General features: G+C 37.8%; 28 protein-coding genes and 1 riboswitch. Of the genes, 14 read left to right on the top strand and 14 right to left on the bottom strand.

Annotation, left to right across the window (positions count from 1 at the left end; translation table 11 throughout):
* Nucleotides 1-18 precede the first annotated feature (18 nt).
* Nucleotides 19-795, bottom strand: coding sequence for an alpha/beta fold hydrolase (locus MMB69_RS00230; RefSeq protein WP_013059532.1), 777 nt, complete (start codon nt 793-795; stop codon nt 19-21).
* Nucleotides 796-902: 107 nt separating this feature from the next.
* Between MMB69_RS00230 and MMB69_RS00225 the strand changes: the two genes are divergently transcribed.
* The 3 genes from MMB69_RS00225 (at nt 903) to MMB69_RS00215 (ending at nt 3,309) form a co-directional block, all read left to right on the top strand.
* A complete protein-coding gene (locus MMB69_RS00225) occupies nt 903-1,430 on the top strand; it encodes a gamma carbonic anhydrase (protein ID WP_014457969.1) in 528 nt (175 codons plus the stop codon).
* A gap of 191 nt (nt 1,431-1,621) precedes the next feature.
* Complete coding sequence (locus MMB69_RS00220; RefSeq protein ID WP_221784717.1) at nt 1,622-2,146, top strand: phosphatase PAP2 family protein; 525 nt, start codon at nt 1,622-1,624, stop codon at nt 2,144-2,146.
* 17 nt (nt 2,147-2,163) lie between these two features.
* Entirely contained in the window at nt 2,164-3,309 is a 1,146-nt protein-coding gene (locus MMB69_RS00215; RefSeq protein WP_221784718.1) for a glycosyltransferase family 4 protein, read from the top strand.
* A 31-nt stretch (nt 3,310-3,340) separates the two neighbouring features.
* Here the strand turns inward: MMB69_RS00215 and metK are convergent, their stop codons facing one another.
* Nucleotides 3,341-4,543, bottom strand: coding sequence for a methionine adenosyltransferase (metK, locus tag MMB69_RS00210; protein ID WP_013059536.1), 1,203 nt, complete (start codon nt 4,541-4,543; stop codon nt 3,341-3,343).
* A 132-nt stretch (nt 4,544-4,675) separates the two neighbouring features.
* A riboswitch (SAM riboswitch) is annotated at nt 4,676-4,793 on the bottom strand.
* Nucleotides 4,794-5,167: 374 nt separating this feature from the next.
* On the opposite strand from metK, the gene pckA reads away from it, so the two are divergent.
* Nucleotides 5,168-6,757: a phosphoenolpyruvate carboxykinase (ATP) gene (gene pckA / locus MMB69_RS00205; protein WP_221812661.1), complete on the top strand. Its 1,590-nt coding sequence runs from the start codon at nt 5,168-5,170 to the stop codon at nt 6,755-6,757.
* 34 nt (nt 6,758-6,791) lie between these two features.
* On the opposite strand, the gene MMB69_RS00200 is transcribed toward pckA, so the two are convergent.
* Nucleotides 6,792-7,034, bottom strand: a complete 243-nt coding sequence (locus tag MMB69_RS00200) for a DUF2584 domain-containing protein (protein ID WP_013085261.1) — start codon at nt 7,032-7,034, stop codon at nt 6,792-6,794.
* Nucleotides 7,035-7,088: 54 nt separating this feature from the next.
* A complete protein-coding gene (locus MMB69_RS00195; protein WP_221784720.1) occupies nt 7,089-7,871 on the bottom strand; it encodes an alpha/beta hydrolase family protein in 783 nt (260 codons plus the stop codon).
* A gap of 172 nt (nt 7,872-8,043) precedes the next feature.
* Here MMB69_RS00195 and MMB69_RS00190 point away from each other — a divergent pair, with 172 nt between their 5' ends.
* The 3 genes from MMB69_RS00190 to MMB69_RS00180 are packed head-to-tail and all read left to right on the top strand — an operon-like array spanning nt 8,044 to nt 10,607.
* Nucleotides 8,044-9,042, top strand: a complete 999-nt coding sequence (locus tag MMB69_RS00190; protein ID WP_221784721.1) for an ABC transporter substrate-binding protein — start codon at nt 8,044-8,046, stop codon at nt 9,040-9,042.
* 1 nt (nt 9,043) lies between these two features.
* A complete protein-coding gene (locus MMB69_RS00185) occupies nt 9,044-9,814 on the top strand; it encodes an ABC transporter ATP-binding protein (protein WP_277447003.1) in 771 nt (256 codons plus the stop codon).
* The gene (locus MMB69_RS00180; RefSeq protein WP_277447002.1) at nt 9,801-10,607 is read left to right on the top strand and encodes an ABC transporter permease; all 807 of its coding nucleotides are present in this window, start codon (nt 9,801-9,803) and stop codon (nt 10,605-10,607) included. The genes MMB69_RS00185 and MMB69_RS00180 overlap by 14 nt, the downstream gene beginning before the upstream one ends.
* A gap of 46 nt (nt 10,608-10,653) precedes the next feature.
* Here MMB69_RS00180 and ytkD read toward each other — a convergent pair whose 3' ends face one another.
* From ytkD to MMB69_RS00155, 5 genes are all read right to left on the bottom strand, one after another.
* Entirely contained in the window at nt 10,654-11,124 is a 471-nt protein-coding gene (gene ytkD / locus MMB69_RS00175) for an RNA deprotection pyrophosphohydrolase (protein WP_221784753.1), read from the bottom strand.
* Nucleotides 11,125-11,228: 104 nt separating this feature from the next.
* Nucleotides 11,229-11,549 carry a hypothetical protein gene (locus MMB69_RS00170; protein ID WP_028410467.1) on the bottom strand — a complete coding sequence of 107 codons (321 nt, stop codon included), beginning with the start codon at nt 11,547-11,549 and terminating at the stop codon, nt 11,229-11,231.
* A 74-nt stretch (nt 11,550-11,623) separates the two neighbouring features.
* Nucleotides 11,624-12,049 (bottom strand): phage holin family protein, encoded by a 426-nt coding sequence (locus tag MMB69_RS00165; protein ID WP_014457957.1) that lies wholly within the window; start codon nt 12,047-12,049, stop codon nt 11,624-11,626.
* 81 nt (nt 12,050-12,130) lie between these two features.
* Nucleotides 12,131-12,571: a Dps family protein gene (locus MMB69_RS00160; RefSeq protein WP_013059546.1), complete on the bottom strand. Its 441-nt coding sequence runs from the start codon at nt 12,569-12,571 to the stop codon at nt 12,131-12,133.
* A 163-nt stretch (nt 12,572-12,734) separates the two neighbouring features.
* Entirely contained in the window at nt 12,735-13,208 is a 474-nt protein-coding gene (locus MMB69_RS00155) for an S-ribosylhomocysteine lyase (RefSeq protein ID WP_013059547.1), read from the bottom strand.
* Nucleotides 13,209-13,358: 150 nt separating this feature from the next.
* Between MMB69_RS00155 and yidD the strand changes: the two genes are divergently transcribed.
* Nucleotides 13,359-13,586 (top strand): membrane protein insertion efficiency factor YidD, encoded by a 228-nt coding sequence (yidD, locus tag MMB69_RS00150; RefSeq protein WP_221812662.1) that lies wholly within the window; start codon nt 13,359-13,361, stop codon nt 13,584-13,586.
* Nucleotides 13,587-13,589: 3 nt separating this feature from the next.
* Here yidD and MMB69_RS00145 read toward each other — a convergent pair whose 3' ends face one another.
* Nucleotides 13,590-14,162: a beta-class carbonic anhydrase gene (locus MMB69_RS00145; RefSeq protein WP_013085269.1), complete on the bottom strand. Its 573-nt coding sequence runs from the start codon at nt 14,160-14,162 to the stop codon at nt 13,590-13,592.
* Between the two features lie 119 nt (nt 14,163-14,281).
* Here MMB69_RS00145 and MMB69_RS00140 point away from each other — a divergent pair, with 119 nt between their 5' ends.
* Both MMB69_RS00140 and MMB69_RS00135 read left to right on the top strand, forming a co-directional pair.
* On the top strand, nt 14,282-15,469 hold the full coding sequence (locus tag MMB69_RS00140) for a GTP-binding protein (RefSeq protein ID WP_221812663.1): 1,188 nt from the start codon (nt 14,282-14,284) through the stop codon (nt 15,467-15,469).
* Between the two features lie 83 nt (nt 15,470-15,552).
* A complete protein-coding gene (locus MMB69_RS00135) occupies nt 15,553-16,512 on the top strand; it encodes a metal ABC transporter substrate-binding protein (protein ID WP_221779468.1) in 960 nt (319 codons plus the stop codon).
* A 29-nt stretch (nt 16,513-16,541) separates the two neighbouring features.
* Here the strand turns inward: MMB69_RS00135 and MMB69_RS00130 are convergent, their stop codons facing one another.
* The gene (locus MMB69_RS00130; protein WP_221784725.1) at nt 16,542-16,787 is read right to left on the bottom strand and encodes a type B 50S ribosomal protein L31; all 246 of its coding nucleotides are present in this window, start codon (nt 16,785-16,787) and stop codon (nt 16,542-16,544) included.
* Nucleotides 16,788-16,939: 152 nt separating this feature from the next.
* Between MMB69_RS00130 and MMB69_RS00125 the strand changes: the two genes are divergently transcribed.
* Both MMB69_RS00125 and MMB69_RS00120 read left to right on the top strand, forming a co-directional pair.
* Nucleotides 16,940-18,274 (top strand): cytochrome ubiquinol oxidase subunit I, encoded by a 1,335-nt coding sequence (locus tag MMB69_RS00125; protein ID WP_221784726.1) that lies wholly within the window; start codon nt 16,940-16,942, stop codon nt 18,272-18,274.
* A 15-nt stretch (nt 18,275-18,289) separates the two neighbouring features.
* Nucleotides 18,290-19,327: a cytochrome d ubiquinol oxidase subunit II gene (locus MMB69_RS00120; RefSeq protein ID WP_217026759.1), complete on the top strand. Its 1,038-nt coding sequence runs from the start codon at nt 18,290-18,292 to the stop codon at nt 19,325-19,327.
* A 29-nt stretch (nt 19,328-19,356) separates the two neighbouring features.
* Here the strand turns inward: MMB69_RS00120 and MMB69_RS00115 are convergent, their stop codons facing one another.
* Genes MMB69_RS00115 through MMB69_RS00105 form a run of 3 tightly spaced genes read right to left on the bottom strand, consistent with a single transcriptional unit; the run spans nt 19,357 to nt 20,922 of the window.
* Nucleotides 19,357-19,815, bottom strand: a complete 459-nt coding sequence (locus MMB69_RS00115; RefSeq protein WP_221812664.1) for a flavodoxin — start codon at nt 19,813-19,815, stop codon at nt 19,357-19,359.
* A gap of 15 nt (nt 19,816-19,830) precedes the next feature.
* Nucleotides 19,831-20,586, bottom strand: a complete 756-nt coding sequence (locus MMB69_RS00110; protein WP_260507777.1) for a hypothetical protein — start codon at nt 20,584-20,586, stop codon at nt 19,831-19,833.
* A 54-nt stretch (nt 20,587-20,640) separates the two neighbouring features.
* Nucleotides 20,641-20,922 (bottom strand): DUF2325 domain-containing protein, encoded by a 282-nt coding sequence (locus tag MMB69_RS00105; protein WP_221812665.1) that lies wholly within the window; start codon nt 20,920-20,922, stop codon nt 20,641-20,643.
* 207 nt (nt 20,923-21,129) lie between these two features.
* On the opposite strand from MMB69_RS00105, the gene MMB69_RS00100 reads away from it, so the two are divergent.
* Both MMB69_RS00100 and MMB69_RS00095 read left to right on the top strand, forming a co-directional pair.
* Nucleotides 21,130-21,288 carry a DUF1540 domain-containing protein gene (locus MMB69_RS00100; RefSeq protein ID WP_013059558.1) on the top strand — a complete coding sequence of 53 codons (159 nt, stop codon included), beginning with the start codon at nt 21,130-21,132 and terminating at the stop codon, nt 21,286-21,288.
* A gap of 66 nt (nt 21,289-21,354) precedes the next feature.
* Nucleotides 21,355-21,558, top strand: a complete 204-nt coding sequence (locus MMB69_RS00095; protein ID WP_013059559.1) for a hypothetical protein — start codon at nt 21,355-21,357, stop codon at nt 21,556-21,558.
* Nucleotides 21,559-21,570: the final 12 nt, after the last annotated feature.

Here is a 21,570-nt window from a genome sequence, read left to right as displayed (position 1 = left end):
AATTTCTTACCGCACTTATTAAATGTGAAGATCAACAAAACTTTTCGCATATGTAAAAACGTATTCTCTTTCAGGCTCATTAAAGATTTCGTGATACAGCTGAGACCATTCTTTGTAGATTTTTTCACTTAGCTCTATTTCATCAAACCACTGCCTAACAATCAGCTTTTCAATAATTTTATCTTCTCCTGCCTGCATCACAAGAAGCGGGACATCAGGCAAACGATCGATATCTTTAAAAGCTAAGTTGACAGCTTGGATCAATTCCCGGTACCATCTTACAGAAACTTTTGTAACATACAGTGAGTCGTTTTCATCTTCATCTCGAACTTCTTGGTTTCTTGTTGCTTTTTCAACAGTGAGACCCAAATCAAAAAGTTTGTTCGGCATGACTTTATTCAACCCTTTAGATAGCATATCTAAATAAGCCGGTACTTGCTCTTTTAATCCTAGACAAGGAGAGGAGAGAATCGCACCCCATATAGGGAGGTTTTTTGTCTGGAGCGTACGAATAACCGCCAGTCCTCCCATACTGTGGCCTAACAGAAAAATAGGCAAATCATATTTTTGCGCTTCACGTACCCATTCTTCCACTTCATACACATATTCATCAAAGGATAGGATATGTCCTCTTCTTCTTGTTGTTAAGCCTTGGCCAGGAAGGTCTCCCATAATTACGTGCATTCCAACCGAACGCCACATCTCAATCAGCCAGCGATAGCGTCCGTGATGCTCCGCTGCTCCATGGACCATGACAATAACGCCTTTTGGATTTACTGCTTCCCATTTATGCATTTGAGTTACTCCTTCTTCCTTTTTTTGTTTACCTGCTTAAAAAACCTTTGTACACTTACATTAGAAGATTTACTACTTTTTTTCAACTAATAAAGGGAGATGATTTGATGATTTATCCGTATAAAGAAAAAATGCCTACCATTGCACCCAGTTGCTTCATCGCAGACTATGTAACGATTACTGGAGACGTCACCATCGGTGAAGAAAGCAGCATTTGGTTTAACACTGTTATTAGAGGAGATGTTTCACCTACGATTATTGGTAAACGAGTAAATATACAAGATCAATCAACACTCCATCAAAGCCCAAATGCTCCTTTGCTTATTGAGGATGATGTAACAGTAGGACATCAAGTTATTTTACATAGCTCCATCATCCGCAAACGCGCGCTCATTGGCATGGGTTCTATTATTTTAGACGGTGCGGAAATTGGTGAAGGTGCTTTTATCGGTGCTGGAAGCTTAGTGCCTCCCGGTAAAAAAATACCGCCTAATACTCTCGCACTCGGCCGACCTGCTAAAGTGATCCGCACTCTGACAGAAGAGGATTTAAAAGATATGCAGCGCATTCGCACAGAATACGTAGAAAAAGGGCAGTATTATAAGTCTATTAAGAAATCTGATTCTTCATTATAAAGGAAACGTTCCCTCAGAAAGTCATACTGAGGGAATTTCTTTAGTATCTCCACAAACTCTCCAATCATGTTCTATTCTCTCCACAATTGTAAAGAAATTTCCATATTAATTTACATCGTTTTAGTACTGCCTCCACAATTAAAGATTAAACTGAATAATAAAGACGTATTTATTGAAAAGGGAGCGACTCTATGAAAGCCAAGTTAATTCAGTATGTATACGATGCCGAATGCCGATTATTCAAAAGCGTAAACCAACATTTTGATCGAAAGCACTTAAATAGATTTTTACGTTTACTAACTCACGCCGGAGGAGCCACGTTTACCATTGTGATAGCGTGCTTGCTGCTATTTCTGCATCCTTCATCCGTCGCTTACGCTTGTGGGTTTTCTCTAGCCGTTAGTCATATTCCTGTGGCCATTGCTAAAAAACTATATCCGAGAAAACGACCTTATATTCAATTAAAACATACAAAAGTATTAGAAAATCCATTAAAAGATCATTCATTTCCATCTGGGCATACAACAGCTATTTTTTCGTTGGTTACCCCTCTTATGATTGTTTATCCAGCCTTCGCTGCTGTTCTTTTGCCTCTTGCAGTAACGGTAGGAATTTCAAGAATTTATCTCGGTCTGCACTATCCGACGGATGTCATGGTGGGCCTGATACTGGGCATCTTTTCAGGTGCTGTTTCACTGAACATATTTTTAACTTAATGATAGGAGGAGTACTAATGAGAATTGCTTTATTTACGGATACATTTGCTCCAGAAGTTAACGGAGCTGCTAAAACACTTTATCAATTTACTCAGTACGTCAAATCAAAGCAAATTCCCATCCAGGTATTTGCTCCAGAATTTGCTCATGATCAGTCATTTTCAACGTATGTTCACCGTTCGCCCAGCATGCCGTTTTTTCTTTATCCAAACAGCCGCTTTTCATTGCCAAACGTTCTAAAAATTAAAAAGCAGCTGCAGGAATTCAATCCTTCTATTATTCATTTGGCCACTCCTTTTACAATGGGGCTTTGCGGCTCCTATTACGGGAAAAGATTAGGTGTTCCTCTTGTCGGCTCTTATCATACCAATTTTGATGATTATTTATCTCACTATGAACTTGAAAAAATGCGTGTACCACTGCAAAAATATATGAAATGGTTTTATAAACCTGTACAAAAAATATTCGCTCCCTCTGAAGTGACCAAACAGCAGCTAGAAGAGCAAGGGTTTCACAACGTAGCTATTTGGGCGCGAGGAGTAAATCATAGATTATTTCATCCCCACTATGACCGCTTTGATATTCGTATTAAATATAATATTAAAAAGCCCTACATTTTAACGTATGTAGGAAGATTAGCTAAAGAAAAGAACGCTGATTTTTTAATAAAAATTGCACGATCTCTGCCCGATCATATCCGCCATCAAATTCACTGGGTTATTGTGGGAGACGGCCCTTTAAAAGAACAAATGCAGCAGCAAGCATCTGAGCATATGACATTTACAGGCTTCCTTGAAGGTAAGCAACTTGCTCATATCTATTCATCATCTGATTTGTTTGTTTTTCCTTCAGAAACAGAAACCTTCGGAAATGTTGTGCTGGAGTCTCTTGCTTCTGGAACTCCTGTAGTGGCAGCAAATGCAGGAGGAGTTAAACAGATGGTTCAGCACGGGCGAAACGGCTACCTTTGCAAACCTCACTCCTTAGAAGAATTCAGTTCGGCTATTACAGATTTACTCGATGATTTGCATCAGCGGCTTCACTTTGGGCATGCAGCGAGACAATATGCTCTTACTCAATCATGGGACGCCATTTTTCAGCATTTGCTTTCAGAATATGAAGGTGTCGTAGAAAAATCTGCTGCAGGTATTCAATGGGCATAAAAAAATCTCCGTTTTCACGGAGATTTTTTTACTATTTAGCTAAAGCTTGAGTTTTTAATGCTTCCGCTTTGTCTGTGAACTCCCAAGGAAGCTCCACATCCGTACGACCAAAGTGGCCGTAAGCTGCTGTTTGCTTATAAATTGGGCGACGTAAATCAAGCATTTTAATGATGCCTGCTGGACGTAGATCAAAGTTTTTGCGTACTACGTCTACTAGTACTTCTTCAGAAACTTTTCCTGTACCGAATGTATCAATTGAAATAGATACTGGCTGTGCAACACCAATTGCATATGCTAGTTGTACTTCACATTTATCAGCAAGATCAGCTGCTACAATGTTTTTCGCAACATAACGAGCTGCATAAGCTGCTGAACGGTCTACTTTTGTTGCGTCCTTACCAGAGAATGCACCGCCGCCGTGACGAGCATATCCGCCGTAAGTATCAACGATAATTTTACGACCAGTTAAACCAGCATCTCCTTGAGGACCGCCGATTACGAAACGTCCTGTTGGGTTAATGAAATACTTTGTATTTTCATCAATTAACTCGTTGGGAACAACTGGATTAATAACATATTCTTTTAAGTTACGTTGAATTTGCTCTAACGTTACTTCTGGGTGATGCTGAGTTGAAATAACAATTGTATCGATGCGAACAGGTTTGTTGTTTTCATCATATTCAACTGTTACTTGTGTTTTACCATCCGGGCGAAGGTAAGGAAGAATTTCTTCTTTACGTACTTCTGTTAGACGGCGAGCAAGTTTATGAGCTAATGAAATTGGAAGAGGCATTAATTCTTTTGTTTCGTTACATGCATAACCAAACATTAACCCTTGGTCTCCAGCTCCGATTGCTTCGATTTCTTCATCTGACATTTGACCTTCACGTGCTTCTAACGCCTGGTCTACACCAGCAGCGATATCAGCTGACTGCTCGTCGATAGATGTTAATACTGCACAAGTTTCAGCATCAAATCCGTATTTTGCACGAGTATAGCCAATTCCTTTAATTGTTTCACGAACTGTTTTAGGAATATCCACGTAAGTAGAAGTTGTAATTTCACCACTTACTAAAACTAAACCAGTTGTTACGCTTGTTTCACAAGCAACACGAGCATTTGGATCCTTTGCTAGGATAGCATCAAGAATTGAGTCAGAAATTTGGTCACAAATTTTATCGGGATGTCCCTCTGTAACAGATTCTGACGTGAACAGACGACGTTGTGTTGACATCAGTTTTCCTCCTTATAAATACGATACATTGTGATACGGTACTCATTCCCTTATTTTCATTACACGTTAAAAAATATAAAAAAACCTTTCCTTGTATCGAGGAAAGGTATCAAATTCTACATAAGCCTTTCACTCTTATCGATCAAGGTTGTGCCCTTGCATCAGGTTAGCACCTTATCGTCTACACAAAAAAATGACGATGGTTGCTGGGTTTCATAGGGCCTGTCCCTCCACCAGCTCGGGATAAGAGAGTATCCGTTCAAGGACATATAATACATGAAAAAGCGCTTCACTGTCAACAACATTCAAATGGAAATCATCTCTTTATGTTTGAATCGGTTTTAATGTAACATACTCAAATTCTGAAATAGTACATCTTATTAAGAATTATTACTAAGTTTGGTTAATAAGACAGATCAAAATGAGGCTTTCACTTAAAATAGCTTCACTTTTTTCGCTTCTAGCACATATACATGTGTCTAAAATAGGTATAACGTACATTTTTTTATAATACACAAACATTTTTAGTTAAATAGTATAGAATAATTAAATAAATGTGTTATACTAATTATAAATTTCAAACATTAATGAATAAATAATAGCTAAAAAAGGAAGGTAGTGCACATGAGTACTGTTGATATGTCTATCGAATTAAATGGTTTGCTTCAATTAAAAACAACAAAACACCAATTATCTGTTCCACAACTTGTTGAAAAAATTCTAGCTCGACGCGAAGGAACGCTGACTTCTACAGGTGCTGTGTCAGTCGAAACTGGGAAATATACAGGTCGCTCTCCTTTAGATAAATTTATTGTAAGCGATGCTGTGTCTTCAAAAACGGTTGAATGGGGACCTGTCAATCAGCCAATTTCTGCTCAGCGATTCGATGCGCTATACAAAAAAGTCTTAACCCACTTAAAGAAGCAGGATGAACTTTTTGTTTTTAATGGATATGCTGGAGCTGATAAAAAGTATCAGTTACCAATTCAAGTAGTTAATGAATTTGCATGGCACAACCTATTCGCTCAGCAGTTATTCATTCGCCCTTCAGCCGAACAAAAAACAAATGATGATGTGAAGCCGTTTACAATTGTAGCAGCTCCAACGTTCAAAGCTGATCCTGAAACAGACGGGACAAATTCTGAAACCTTCATTATTCTTTCGTTAGAGCGACGTATTGTGCTAATTGGAGGAACTGAATACGCTGGTGAAATGAAAAAATCTATTTTCTCAGTGATGAACTTCTTGCTTCCTCAAAACAATATTCTATCCATGCACTGTTCTGCTAACGTAGGAGAAGAAGGTGACGTTGCATTATTCTTTGGTTTATCTGGAACGGGTAAAACAACGCTTTCTGCTGATGCAAACCGTCGTTTAATCGGAGATGACGAGCACGGTTGGTCAAGCTCTGGTGTATTTAATATTGAAGGAGGATGCTACGCGAAGTGCATTCAGCTTTCCGAAGAAAAAGAACCGCAAATTTTCAATGCAATTCGCTTCGGCGCCGTACTGGAAAATGTAGTGTTAAATCAAAATACGAAAGTAGCAGATTACAATGATAATAGTTTAACAGAGAATACTCGTGCCGCTTATTCAATTGACTCTATTGATAATACGGTATTGCCAAGCGTTGCTGGGCACCCTACAGCTATTGTCTTTTTAACTGCTGATGCCTTCGGCGTCTTGCCTCCAATCAGCAAGCTTACAAAAGAACAAGCGATGTACCATTTTCTGAGCGGATACACTAGTAAGTTAGCTGGAACAGAGCGCGGCGTAACATCGCCACAGGCTACTTTCTCTACATGCTTTGGTGAGCCTTTCTTACCTCTTGCTCCAACAACTTATGCAGAAATGCTAGGAAAGAAAATCGATGAACATAATGTAAATGTCTACCTTGTAAATACTGGATGGACCGGCGGTGAATACGGCGTGGGCGAACGAATGAAGTTAAGTTACACTCGATCTATGGTTCAAGCAGCCCTTGAAGGAGAACTAGCTAATACCGAAACAGTAACAGATGCTATTTTTGGTTTATCGATTCCAACTCATGTTCCGGGAGTTCCTGATGAAGTGCTTCAGCCTTCTAAAGCATGGAACGATGCAACAGCTTATAATCAAAAAGCAACTGAGCTTGCTGCTAAATTCAAAGCTAATTTCAAGCGTTTTAATGATGTAGCATCTGATATTTCAACATTAGGCGGACCTAGAGTCTAATAAAAAACCGATCGTCTTAGAGACGATCGGTTTTTTAATTAGTCGAGTGTAATTTTGTCAGTTCATATGTGACAATGGTTTTTTCCTGTTCCATTTCTACCTTACGCACAACAGCAGTTCCAATACATTCTCCAGTTTTCGTTTTGTGAATGTTTAATGGAATATCTAACGGATACAAGCGATATCCTTTTTTCTCAATTTGAAAAATGTTATCCGTTACACGCTTTTCGTTGCCTTTTGTCACAATCATTGTATTTAATTCTAGCGGCATCCCCATTTTTTCTCACTCCTCACTGTTATTCTACTTGTTTTCTCTATCGTAGCATATCTTTTATTGCGCTTTCATCCACTTCGTTAACTTCTTCACCGTTTCTCGGTTTTCTTTTGGTGGAAAAGCATGTGGAAAGTTTTCGAAGTACCAGCTGGTAACTTTTTTATTGGACTTCTTTAGTTTAGATTCGAGCTGATAGGAATGATCAATCGACACGTTTTTATCTTCTAAACCATGAATAAGCAAGACCGGCGGCTCGACGAGATGAGCACGGTGCAAAGGTGTCCTCCATTCGTATCTTTCAGGATATTTAGAAGGCGTTCCTCCAATCACCCGCTTCATCATTCTTCTTAAATCTTCTCTTTCTTCATATGTCAGCACCATATCCGTGACGCCTCCCCATAACACAAGAGAGCGGCTGTCGTTTTTTTCAATGGCTGTGAGTAAAGCCATCACTCCCCCTCTTGAAAACCCAAAAATATGAATGCGGTCACGGTTGACGTTAGGGAGCTGTTTCAATAAATCGTAAGCAGCAAAAGCATCGTAACGATCATCTCCTGCAAAATCTTCGTTTCCTTCGCCTCCTTGATTTCCCCTATAGAACGGAGCCATCACAATAAAACCTTGAGAAGCAAATTGAATGAGTCGAGCAGGACGAACCGTTCCTACGTTCTTAATACCTCCTCTCAAGTATAAAAAGCCGTCATACATTCCTTTTTCTTTTGGCTCTGCGAGCATTCCTTTAATCTTAAGCCCTTGACATGCATATGTAATCACCCACAGCGCCACGCGAGGGTTTGATGATGGGAAACGCTGTTTATGAAGAATTGTTCCATCTTTCATTTTTTTCCTCCATTCTTTATACGACTGGTATACTTTTTCCCGCCACGGTGGACTTTCAATCGTTGGCTAATACTTCTTTGATTTTCCACATGGTTATGTAGGCACTCACCTTCTTCTACTTTCTTACATACATTATCATAAAATATTTTATTCTTTTAAGGAGGTTTGCTTTATGAAACCAATCAAATGGCTCTTTTCTTTGCTTGCTATTATGATTTTACTCATCCCACTAATTAGCTGCAGTAAAACAACATCTGTACAAACGGTTCGTGTCGGCGAAGTAACTCGCTCTATCTTTTATGCTCCCCAGTACGTCGCTATTTCAAAAGGCTTTTTTGAAGAAGAAGGACTAAAGGTAGATTTAAAAACAACGTGGGGCGGAGATAAGACAATGACGTCACTTTTATCTGACGGCATCGACGTCGCCTTAGTCGGCTCTGAAACTTCGATCTACGTATATGCACAGGGCTCTAGTGATCCCGTCATCAACTTTGCGCAGCTAACCCAAACAGACGGAACATTTCTAGTAGCGCGTAAAAAAGTCGATCAATTCTCATGGGATCAGCTTAAAGGCAAAACGTTTCTTGGTCAACGTAAAGGCGGCATGCCGCAAATGGTAGGGGAATATGTGTTGAAACAGCATAATATTGATCCTAAAAAAGATGTAAAACTCGTTCAAAACATTGATTTTGCTAACGTTGCGAATGCTTTTGCTTCTGGTACTGGAGATTACGTTCAATTATTTGAGCCAACGGCTAGTATTTTAGAGAAACAAGGAAAAGGACATATCGTTGCTTCCTTCGGAAAAGAATCAGGAACAGTTCCTTATACAACATTTATGGCCAAAGAAAGCTATTTAAAAGATAACCCTGAAGCAGCAGCTAAATTTACTCGAGCTATTTACAAAGCACAAAAATGGGTGAATACACATAGCACAGATGAAATTGCTGAAGTGGTTGCACCGTATTTTGAAGATACACCTAAAGACACGCTAAAAACCGTAATTGACCGCTATAAATCCCAAAAATCTTTTGCAACCAACCCTTTATTAGATCAAAAAGAGTGGGATCATTTACAAAAAATAATGGATGAATCTGGAGAACTTCCAAGACACATCGATCACAACAAGCTAGTCAACACAAAATTCGCAAAAGATGCAATGAGTGAGTAATATGACAAAACTTCACATTCAAGATGTTCAGCATATGTATCTTACGACAAAGTCTGCTACCGCTGCACTTGAACATATTAATTTGTCTATTGAAGAAGGAGAATTTGTTTCCTTTCTCGGCCCAAGCGGATGTGGAAAAACGACGCTTCTATCGATTATTGCAGGCTTGATTGAACCAACGTCCGGCTCTGTCACAATAGACGGTGAAAATATCGGAACATCAGTCCCAAACATCGGTTATATGCTTCAACAAGATTATTTATTTCCGTGGAAAACCATTAAAGAAAATATTTTACTTGGTCTTGAAATTCGCGGACAGCTAACAGATAAAACAGAGAGTAAAGCACTGTTACTCCTAAAAGAAATTGGTCTACAAGGCGTAGATGACCTATATCCACACCAGTTATCCGGAGGCATGAGACAACGCGTCGCTTTAGTCCGAACACTTGCCATTGACCCCGCTATTTTACTCTTGGATGAACCTTTTTCAGCACTTGATTTTCAAACAAAACTCAAGCTTGAAGAACTTGTCTCCAAAACGCTGATGACTTATCAAAAAACGGCTGTTTTGGTCACGCACGATATCGGCGAAGCCATTGCTATGAGCAGCCGAATCTTTTTATTCTCAGCCAAGCCGGGAAAAATCGCAAAAACATTCACGGTTCCTTCTATTTTACGAACCCTTTCTCCGTTTGAAGCACGACAGCATCCTGTCTATAACGATTTATTTATGGACATATGGAAGGAGCTTGATCAACTTGAAACCCACTAGCTCCCTAGATACTCTTCACGAAAGCTACCTTCGCAAGGTTCGGGGCGAAAAACGATTAGTACTGAGCGTGCAGCTGGTCATGTTCTTAGCCTTTTTTAGCTTCTGGGAACTGACTTCTCGTTTAAAGTGGATTGACCCTTTAATTTTCAGTTCTCCTACTAAAGTATGGCATTTATTTCTAATTAAACTTGCCGACGGCTCGCTTGCAGAACATATTGGTTTTACATTATTTGAAACGGTTCTTGGCTTCATTCTAGGCACATTACTAGGTATTTTACTTGCAACGGCCCTTTGGTATTCAACTAGGCTTGCACATATATTAGATCCTTACCTCGTTATCTTAAACGCCATGCCTAAAGTAGCGCTGGGCCCTATTTTAATTGTAGCAATCGGGCCAGGATTTTTCTCAATTTTAACGATGGGAGCGATTATATCCGTTATCATTACATCCATCGTCGTTTACACAGCCTTTAAAGAAGTTGATCCAAACTATATTAAATTACTAAAAAGCTTCGGGGCAACGAAAACCCGCTGTTTTAAAGAAGCTATTCTTCCAGCTTCCATGCCTGCCATTATTTCCACATTTAAAGTAAATGTCGGCTTATCTTGGGTAGGCGTCATCGTAGGAGAATTTTTAGTTTCTTCGAAAGGGCTTGGATATATGATTATTTATGGTTTCCAAGTCTTCAACTTTACTCTTGTTCTTCTCAGCTTATTATTAATTGCCATTTTCGCTACGATTATGTACCAAGGCGTTGCTTATTTAGAAAAGAAATTGATCCGACGCTCATAAAAAATCCCCCCGTACAAACGGGGGGATTTTTATTGATACGATGCTTTTACAAAAATGTTCTCTTTACATATTTCATTACATATTGTAAAACATTATCTTTCATGATGAAGCTGTATGCATCATCTTTTTGAATGCCCGAAGGTAGTTCATCAATCATTACGGGACCATCTGTTTCCATGTAGTCTTCTTTTTTAATTACATTTCCAATAGTAGCAAAATAAATATTTTTAATAATGGTCTTTCCTTTACTTACTACTTTGTACTGACCAATATAAGTCAAAGAAGAGACTTCTCCGCCTGTTTCTTCAAATACTTCTCGAACCGCTGCTTCTTCTGGTACTTCATTGCCTTCTAGTTTTCCTCCGGGAAATTCTAAACCTCGTTTTGAGTGATTCGTTAGCAACCATTGATTTTCATACCTGCATACGACCCAAACATGACGTGGAGTTTTCGAGAATGGATTTTTTTCAAATGATAAAAATACTTGATTATGATATGCATCCTTAAATGTGTACATGGTCGACTCAAACTCCATTTGATTTTTCCCTTATTTTATCATACATTACGGACATACCTGATAAGAAAAGTATGCTCGTACTTTTTTTATTTGCTTTTTACCCCTTATTCCATTCTATCTGAAGATAAAATATTCATCTGTTTGATATGTGATTTTGTTTCATCGTCTCCCAGCTTATAAAGCATGGCATATATGTCAACTGTTGTTTTATCGTACATATCATTTTGAGAATCATGATGATACTCCAGATACGGAATATGTGATCGCCAAAAGCTTGACCAATCGCTTGAAGCGCGCTGATCTAAATAGGTTCTCAGCTGCTCCACTTCTTCATCTGTTGCTTCAATCGCATAATTCCAATCTGAAGCAGTATTTGACTGATTGATTTCTCCTGAACTCAGAGATACATAATATTTTTTTGTCATGAAAGATATTCAGCTCCTTCTTTCTAGTGCCAACTTATCTTTCTTATTTGTATCTTATTCTTTTTTTATACACTCTAAGATTTAAAGCGGTCTTTTAAAATCGCTATTGCTTTTTTTAACGGCTCTGGAATCGGAACCCCTACAATTCTTGCGTTTTCTGTAATTGAAATCATTTCGTTTAAAATATAGAACAAAATAGCTCCATCTCGAATAATATGACCGTTTTCCCAAAATACAGAATCGATAAAGTTTGCTACAGCAATCATGGCAAAAATAAAAATCTTTTTGGCAATTCCTTTAAAACCTACTTTGCTAGATAAACGTTTATTTATAAAAGCTGCAATCGTGCCTGTCAAGTAATCCATTGCCACTAATGCTACTAAAGCCATTAGTAAATAGTCCCACTCTCCAAATAAAAAAAAAGCCAGTGAACCTAAACTTGAAATTATCAAGACAGAAAGCTTCTGCATATCCACTTTTTTCACCCTTTCAGCAGTCATATCTCTACAGTATATGCCGGTGAAAAAAAAGTGTTCGTCCATCTTATCATAAAAAAACCTGCGATTACTCGCAGGTTTTAATTATTTTCCTAGGAATGATTTTAACATCCACGTATGCTTTTCTAAGCTTTGATGAATGGCTAGCAGCATGTCTCCTGTTGTTTCATCGCCCGCTTCACCGGCTGCGTCCATTCCTTCTTTTAATTCAGCAGTTAGCGTATCAAAATCGCTTACTAAAGAAGCAACCATGTCTTTAGCCGTTTCGCTTCCATCCGCTTCTTTAATAGAAGAAAGTTCTAACGATTCTTTCATTGTTGCCACAGGTTTTCCTTCTAATGCTAAAAGGCGTTCTGCAAGGTCATCAATAATGGTAGCTGTTTCCGTATACAGCTCTTCAAACTTTTCGTGAAGAGTGAAGAATTGTTCACCTTTTACGTACCAGTGAAAGTTATGAAGTTTTATGTACATTACACTAAAATTCGCTACTTGTTTATTAACGATTTCATTTACGTTTGCTGCCATGTTTTTCGCTCCTTTGTGAACTCTTTGTATAATATAGTTGTACCCTTTTTTAGTTGATTAAAACATTTTTTTCATAAAAAGAGACATTTCCCTTTCTTTAGACTCAGAGAAACTTCTTCATCTTTTTTCAAATAAAATAAGCAGCCCAGCGGACTGCTTATTTTTAGCCAAATACTTTTTCTAAATCTTCTTTGTCCTGTTCTAGCCAGAACTTCATCAAGCGTTTTGCTCCTTCTAAATCGTGAAGTTTCGCTTGACCGCACTGCTTTTCGTTTGCTGCTGGAATTTCAGTAATGTTAATTGCATCTTTTAACGTATCGTCTAACAAATCAATAATTTCACGTACAGTCGGCTCACCGCTCACTACTAAGTAGTACCCTGTTTGACATCCCATAGGCGAAATATCAATAATATCAAAGTGATCGTATTTTTCTACATGAGTACGAATATTAAAAGCTAATAAATGCTCTAGCGTATGAATAACGTCCGGCTTCATTGCTTGTTTGTTTGGCTGGCAAAAACGAATATCAAATTTATTTACAACGCCGTCGCTTCCCACTTTGTGAACACCGCAGTGTCTTACGTAAGGTGCTTTAACCGCATTATGATCTAGCTCAAAACTTTCTACTGATGGCATAATACCACTCCTTTTTTCTTCTTTCACCTATCATAACATGCAATTCCGATATATTTCATCCATTTAATAACCTTTATTTCTTTTAGTTGCTTTTTATTCCTTCTATCCCTTATAGTATGAGCAAACACGAAAGAAAGAACGTGATAATAAATGGTTGCAAAGCTTTTGCTTTTACTTATAAAAGGATATCAAAAAGGAATTTCACCTTTTCTTCCGGCAAGGTGCCGGTTTTACCCTACTTGCTCCCAGTACGGAGTTGAATCCATTAAACGCTTTGGTGCCGTAAAGGGATCTTATTTGACTGTAAAACGTATTTTAAAATGCCACCCGTTCCATCCGGGTGGCATCGATGAAGTACCTGAGAAAAAATCACACTAAGCTTTAGTTGTTTTCGATTGCTTCATACCCATTTACAACAACATCTAGCTTTCCTGTATTTGGATCAATAACTAGTCCATGTACAGGAGTATCTTTTGAAAATAGAGGATGATTACGGATTGTCTCTACACTATGCTGAACAGTCTCTTCTACTGAATCAAAACCCGTTAACCATTGTTTCAAGTCCATAGAATATTCAATGGTATTAATCACTTCATCTGAGATGCCTTTTGCTCTTACTTTCTCTAAAAAAGGTTCCGCCTGAAGTTTACCTGCTCCGCAGTCATGGTGACCAATTACACATACCTCATCTGCTTGAAGCTCGTACACAGCTACTAAAATGCTTCGCATAATACTTCCAAATGGATGTGAAACAAGTGCTCCTGCGTTTTTAACAATTTTCACGTCTCCGTTGCGCAAATTCAAAGCGTGTGGAAGTAATTCTACCAATCTTGTGTCCATACACGATAAAATAACCATTTTTTTATCAGGGAATTTGCTTGTTTCGTAAAGTTCATACTTCTTTTCTTCTACAAATTTTTGGTTGAATTCTAAAACATCTTGTAATAAGCTCATCTGCTGTCTTCTCCTTCATAAAAAAAATTCTTTCTTGTATTATAATACTTTTTCCTATAAGATGAAAAGTGTTAAATCGTAATCATTATTATTTATAAACAAGAAAGTAGGTTATAACAGTGAAAAAAATTCCCGTTACCGTTTTAAGCGGATACCTTGGTTCAGGTAAAACAACTCTTTTGAACCATATTTTAAAAAATAAAGAAAGTTTAAAGGTCGCGGTCATTGTCAATGACATGAGCGAAGTAAATATTGATGCAGACTTAGTTAAACAAGGCGGATTCTCTCGAACAGAAGAAAAACTTGTTGAAATGCAAAATGGCTGTATTTGCTGTACGCTTCGAGACGATCTAATGAAAGAGGTAGAACGCCTAGCAGACAATGGTGATATTGATTATATTATCATTGAATCTTCCGGAATCAGCGAACCTATCCCTGTTGCTCAAACATTTACTTATATTGATGAAGAGCTTGGCATTGATTTAACTCAGAAATGTTCGTTAGATACGATGGTCACTGTAGTAGATGCCAATCGCTTTTGGGAAGACTTTTCATCCGGCGAAAGCTTATTAGACCGCAAAGAAGGAACAGATGAAAACGATACAAGAGAAGTGATTGATTTATTAATCGATCAAATTGAATTTGCAAACGTCATTTTATTAAACAAAGTTGATTTGTTAACAAAAGATGATGCAGATGAGCTGCAGGCTGTTCTTCACAAATTAAACTCAGAGGCCACTGTTATCCAAACAATTAATAGTGAGGTAAAACTTGAATCCATACTTCATACCGACTTATTCGACTTTGAAAAAGCTAGTCAAGGAGCCGGGTGGATTAAAGAATTAAATGAAGAACACCATACGCCTGAAACAGAAGAGTTCGGTATTTCTTCTTTTGTATATAGAAGGAATCGTCCCCTTCATCCTGAACGTTTTATGAAATGGTTAGAGAATTGGCCGGTTGATATTGTACGTGCAAAAGGATTTTTCTGGCTTGCTTCACGTAATAATATGGCAGGACTTCTTTCTCAAGCGGGTACGTCCATTATGATTCAAGGCGCGGGTGAATGGGTAGCAACTTACGCACCGGAAGAAAGGGAACAAACCTTAAAGGAAGAACCTGAATTACGAGCAAAATGGAATGAGCAATTTGGAGATCGTATTAACGAGCTCGTGTTCATTGGTATTGATATGAACAAAGCTGAAATAATTGAAACTTTAGACCACTGCCTGCTGACAAATGAGGAAATGAATCAAGATTGGGCTACTCTCAAAGATCCCCTTCCTAAGTTTACAGTAAGCGCGTAAATTTTTAGTTTTCAAATCGTAATAATTACGATATAATAACATAGGTCATAAATGGTTACGATACGAACGGAAGGAGCAACATAATGAAATTCAAACCACTTTTAATGGTGCTTGCATTAGGAATTGGAACAGCTCTTGCAGGATGCAGTTCAAGCAGTGCAAATAACGCATCTGATAATAAAAATAAAAAATTAGAAGTTTACACAACAATTTACCCTTTACAGGACTTCACTGAAAAAATCGGTGGAAAATATGTAGAAGCTAAAAGCATTTTACCAACCGGTGTAGATGCTCACTCATTTGAACCTACCACAAAAACAATGGTCAAAATCGCAAACGCGGACGCATTCGTTTACTCAGGAATTGGGCTTGAAGGCTTTGCAGATAAAGCACAGTCTACACTTAAAAATGAAGATGTCGCTTTAGTAGAAGCTGCAAAAGGAATTGAACTAGCAAAGAGTTCTGAAGATGAGCATGCCCACGAAGACGAACATGCACATGAAGAAGAGCATAACCACGGAGATACAGACCCTCACGTTTGGCTTGATCCTGTTTTAGCTATTCAATTAGCAGAAAATATTAAGAATGAACTTATTGAATTAAAACCAGATAAAAAAGCAGAGTTTGAAAAGAACTTCCAAGCGTTAAAGACTCAGCTTGAAGATGTAGACCAAGAGCTAAAAACAACGATTGGCGACGCACCTCATAAAGAAATTTTAGTATCACATGCAGCCTATGGCTACTGGGAAAAACGATACGGCTTAAAGCAAATTAGCGTAGCTGGTTTATCTCCTACAAATGAGCCGTCTCAAAAACAATTAGAAAACATCGTAAAACAAGCAAAAAAAGACCATATCAAATACTTTATCTTTGACCAAAATTTAAAGCCTAAAGTGTCTACGCTTGTAAAAAATGAAGTGGGAGCTCAAGCTTTAACCCTTCATAACTTAGAGTCATTAACGAAAAACGATGTTAAAAATAAAGAAGATTATTTCTCCATTATGCAACACAACATTGATACGCTGAAAAAAGCATTATATTAATAAAAAAACTAGCCTCCCGGCTAGTTTTTTTATTGTAATTTATATTTTTGCTTAAAGCGTTCTACACGGCCGCCTTTATCAGCAAATTTTTGTTTTCCTGTATAAAATGGATGTGTATCCGAACTGATTTCAACTTTTAAAAACGGATATGTGTTGCCATCTTCCCATTGAACGGTCTCATTTGATTGTTTTGTAGATCCTGATAAAAATGATGTTCCGCTATTTGTATCCATAAATACAACTTTACGATAGTCTGGATGAATATTTGTTTTCATTAAATATCTCTCCTTTAAATCAATATATACTTATTATAATCGTAATGATTACTATTTTCAAGTTATATGTTTTACCAATTCTGATGCATAAAGCGTGGTAAAAAGTGGACAATAAGGTTTATCAATACTTTACTGGAAAGGTTGAAAAATGAATGGATCATTTAGTTACTGCACGTTCAATGTTTGGTCTGAACATGGGAGTACATATCATCTTTGCCACTCTTGGCGTCGGCATTCCTCTCATGATTTTATTGGCTGAAATTCTTTACTACAAAACAAAAGATAAAGATTATGAACTTATGGCACAGCGCTGGACAAAAGGAGCTGCTGTCCTGCTTGGAGTCGCTATTCCTACGGGAACGATTGCTGGTGTACAACTAGCGTTGCTTTGGCCGGGTTTTATGGAAATCGTAGGAAAAGTGATGGCTCTTCCTTTTCAAATTGAAATTTATGCTTTCTTTATTGAGGCTCTTTTTCTCTCTATTTACGTATACGCAGCGGACCGTATTTCTCGAAAAATGAGGATTATCAGTCTAATTTTAGTAGCAATAGGAGCTCTTGCCTCTGCCGTTTTAATTACAAACGTGCACGCATTTGAAGGAACACCTGCTGGCTTTCGAATTTTAAATGGCGAAATTGCAAGCGTAGATCCTTGGGCAGCTTTCTTTAATCCGAGTTTCTTTGTAACGTCCGGTCACGTAGCCGTTTCTGCTTATACAACCGGAGGCTTTGTCATTGCTTCAGTCGCTGCCTTTAAAATGCTTCGTGCGCGAAAACATAATCCAAGAGAATATAAATTTCATCATAAAGCGTTGATGATGGGATTAGTAATTGGCGGGATTTTTTCTTTTGTAACAGCTTTGAATGGACATGAATCGATGCAAAAAGTATACGAATATCAACCCGAAAAACTTGCAGCAGCTGAAGGTCTATTTGAAACGCAAGATCATGCGCCATTAGCTTTAGGCGGATTTACAGATGAAAAAGAACAGCGAGTCAAGTATGGAATTGAGTTTCCGTGGATGCTCAGCTTCTTGTCGGGTAATAGCTTTAATACAGTGATTACTGGACTCAATGACTTCCCTAGGGATTATTGGCCGCCGCTTTTTGTGCACACCTTGTTTAACGGTATGGTCATTATCGGATCGATTTTAATTTTAGTGGCGCTAGTGGGCGTTGTTTGGTACAAGTTTTTAAAGAAGAAAAGCTTCCCGAAAATTTTCATGTGGGCATTTGTCGCAACCGGTCCTCTCGCGATCATGGGCATTGAATTCGGATGGATTTTTGCATGTACAGGAAGACAGCCGTGGGTCATTTACCGCATTATGCGTACATCGGAAGCGGTTACTACTTCTGCTAATTTGCATATTCTATTTTTTTTATTTTTGCTTGTTTATATCGTACTTGTGGCCGCAGTCGCCCTTGTACTGGTGTTTTATTTCAGAAGAAATCCGCTTTCTAAAGAGCTTGCTGCGCAAGCAGATTAAAAAGGATGTGAGAATATGGGTGATTCATTACTAGCAATTACTGTAATATGGGGCTTCATTTTTATCTATGCCGTAATGGGAACGATGGACTTTGGAGCTGGTTTTTGGTCGATGGTATATATTAACCGTACGAAAACAAATGCTACAGATGTAGCAAACAGATATCTATCGCCTACTTGGGAAGTAACCAATGTATTTATCGTTGCGATTGTTGTTGCGCTGTTTAGCTTTTTTCCTCGAGCTACATTTACGCTTGGAACAGTGCTACTAGTACCGGGAAGTATCATTTTACTTCTCTTATCTATTCGAAGCGGATTTTTAGTGTTTTCACACTATGCTAGCAGCTTCAAATATCGGAGAGCGTTGGTTTATGTATCCGGTATATCTGGCGTATTAATTCCTGCTTTTTTAATCGCCGTACTGCCAGTAAGTCAAGGTGGATTTATTGATGTAATTGACGGGACGCAGCGATTAAATTTAGCAAGAGTGTTTTCAAGTCCGCACGTCTATTCATTTATTGGTTTTGCCATTACCTCTTCCCTGTTTCTTTCGTCTCTTTTATTAGCAGATTACTCGAAGTCATCTGACGAAATGGAAGCTTATGCGGTCTATCGGCGCGATGCGCTCATTACAGGACCTCTTTCACTGCTAATGGCTATCTTTATTATGATTACAATGCAATCAGAAGCAAGCTGGTTATATGATAAAATGATGCAGTTTAAGCCTCTTCTTTACGGATCTGTAGGTCTATTTGTAATAGCTGGTATTGCTCTGCTGCTGCCTTCTCAAAAAGGAAAAGGAATGCCTCGTTTAGCCGTGGTATCAATCGTCCTTCAATATTTCTTAGCAAGTTACGTATACGGACGAAGTCATTTACCGTATGTCGTGTATCCAAACGTAACGATTGAGAATGGATTTACACATCCCGATGCGTTCCATTCGTTATTTATTGTGTATATTGTTGGCTTTGCGATTTTATTTCCTGGATTCTTTTATTTCTGGCGTCTATTTATGAAAGATAATAAAGAATACAGCAAAAAGAAGCCATATTAAAAACCCGGTCAGCACTTGACCGGGTTTTCTTATGAAGCAGCAGATTTTGCTACTATTTCAGCAAAATCTTTAGCAAATACCTTACATTTCTCTACATCTTCTCCAAAGGGAGAGAGCTCGATTTTCAAACCGGGAACGGCTATATTTCCGTTACGTTCCTTTATTTTTTCTTCAATTAAATCAACTGCTCCGCAAAAAACATCATATGATGAATCACCTGAACCAAATACAGCCATCTGCTTTTGACTGAGATCTATATCATCCATTTCATCATAAAGATCTAAAAAATCATCTGGCAGCTCTCCATCTCCCCACGTATAAGCTCCAAAGATAATAGATTCTGCGGATACAAGGTCAGAAGCATCAATGTCATATACTTCTGCTCGTTTCACATGCAATCCATGCTTGAGTAATTCTTCTTCAATCAAATCGGCTATCGCTTCTGTGTTGCCTGACATACTCGCATAAGCTAGTAAGATTTCCTTCATGTAAATGACGCTCCTTTACACCAGCAGTGTGGGCCGCACATCCCCTTCTTCACAACATTCTTGCTTAAGAGGACAGTTTTCACACTCACTGGATGCATAATTCTTTTGAAAATGTTTTGGTTCCATTAAGACACTTTTGACAATATGTAGTTGAAGTATGGCTTTTTTATAATCGCCTGGTGTAATATGATAAGTTGTTGTTTCTCCAGTTAATAATGAATAAAAACGAATTTGTTCAGGAACTTTTTTAAAAGCTTGTCTCGAAAAAACGATAATAAAGTCTTTCATTGCGTTCTTCACTTCTTCATGGTCATCTAGAATGAATTTTGTTACCGTATAAGACTTCTCTGTCCATGCAGCAAAATCAATGGTTAGAGAAAGGTTGCTTTGAATTTCTTCTATATAAACGCTGTATTTCTCAAACACAAAAAGCGGTAGTTCCACATGTGTTTTCTCGCCTAAAAACCTCAGTAAATAATCGCTTACTTTAGCTAACACATCGTAATAGTGAATGGGTGATGAAAACATATTTGGCTTTAGGTGCCAATATTTTTCAATAAGCTGTAAAACATAGAGGGTTGAGCGATACTCAACTGGCTTGCTATAGTATGTTTTAATGATTTGATGGACAGTTACTTGAACAAGCTGTTTCCAATCTATAGATGTTTTTTTCAAAAGAAGCTGCTGCTGATAAAATTTGTACGGACATCGAATAAATTGTTCGATGTGTTCGTTAGAGAGTGTCTTTATGTGCACTTTTATCGGTTCCACCTATGTCTCACCACCCTAATTGAAATTCATTCTCAATAATGATTAAAAATTAAATCATGAAATTTGCTCAATCACTTTACGAATAGCACTCCATGAATGTTTGACGAAATAAATCGGTTTTTTTTGTTTTTTTGCTTTCTCTTTAATGACTTTTGCCATATTGTGATTAATAAAATCCGTAATAACTAATACAAACCCAATATGTTCGGGTATTTCTCGCTTCACCATATTGCTTTTACGGCCATCTAAATGAATGACTTCATTAAATCCTTCTCCCGCTAAACGATCTGCAATATGCTTTAACCTGTCTCCTCCTACAACCATAACTGATGACATGTTTGTTCCCTCCCAATTAATTATTCATTTAATGATTTGACAACAACCTGTATTCTTTACTATATACACAGTTTAATTGAGAATGATTCTCTTTGTCAATGTTTAATTGATAAAAATTCTCAATTAAAATGAAAGTCTACCACCTTTCTTATAAGTTAGTTGAATTTTGACCATACTATAGCTATCACATACAAAGGAGGGTTAACGTTGGAACAAAACATTCTTTGTGAAGTAAATAACTGTCACTTTTGGAAAAATGGAAATCACTGCAGCGCAGAAGAAATTTACGTGGTAAGTCATAGCGGAAAACATGCAGCAAGCAGTTATGAAACAGACTGTAAAACGTTCAAGCCAACTGAAGCGTAACCCGCAAAAGGACAGCCTCTGGGTTGTCTTTTTTCTCTCTTCAAGATCATAAAAAAGGAGACTAGTATGAAAACTGAACAATTGATTCATTTTTTTAAAGAAGAAGCAATAAAAGCAAATGAACAAACCTTTCCAATCTATGTACAATCGTTCACTCATTTATGGACATACAAATGGGGAACACTTGAAAACATTCCAGAAGAAATTGATGACTTAATTACTACACGTGCGTTAGAACTTGGACTTATTCACTTAAAAAAAGCTGACTAATCAATAAGAAAA

Origin of the sequence: Priestia sp. P5, from assembly GCF_029522155.1 — a bacterium.
GTDB lineage: Bacteria > Bacillota > Bacilli > Bacillales > Bacillaceae_H > Priestia > Priestia megaterium_E.
Note: the sequence above shows the minus strand (reverse complement) of the source record. Positions and strands in the feature narration are given on the sequence as shown.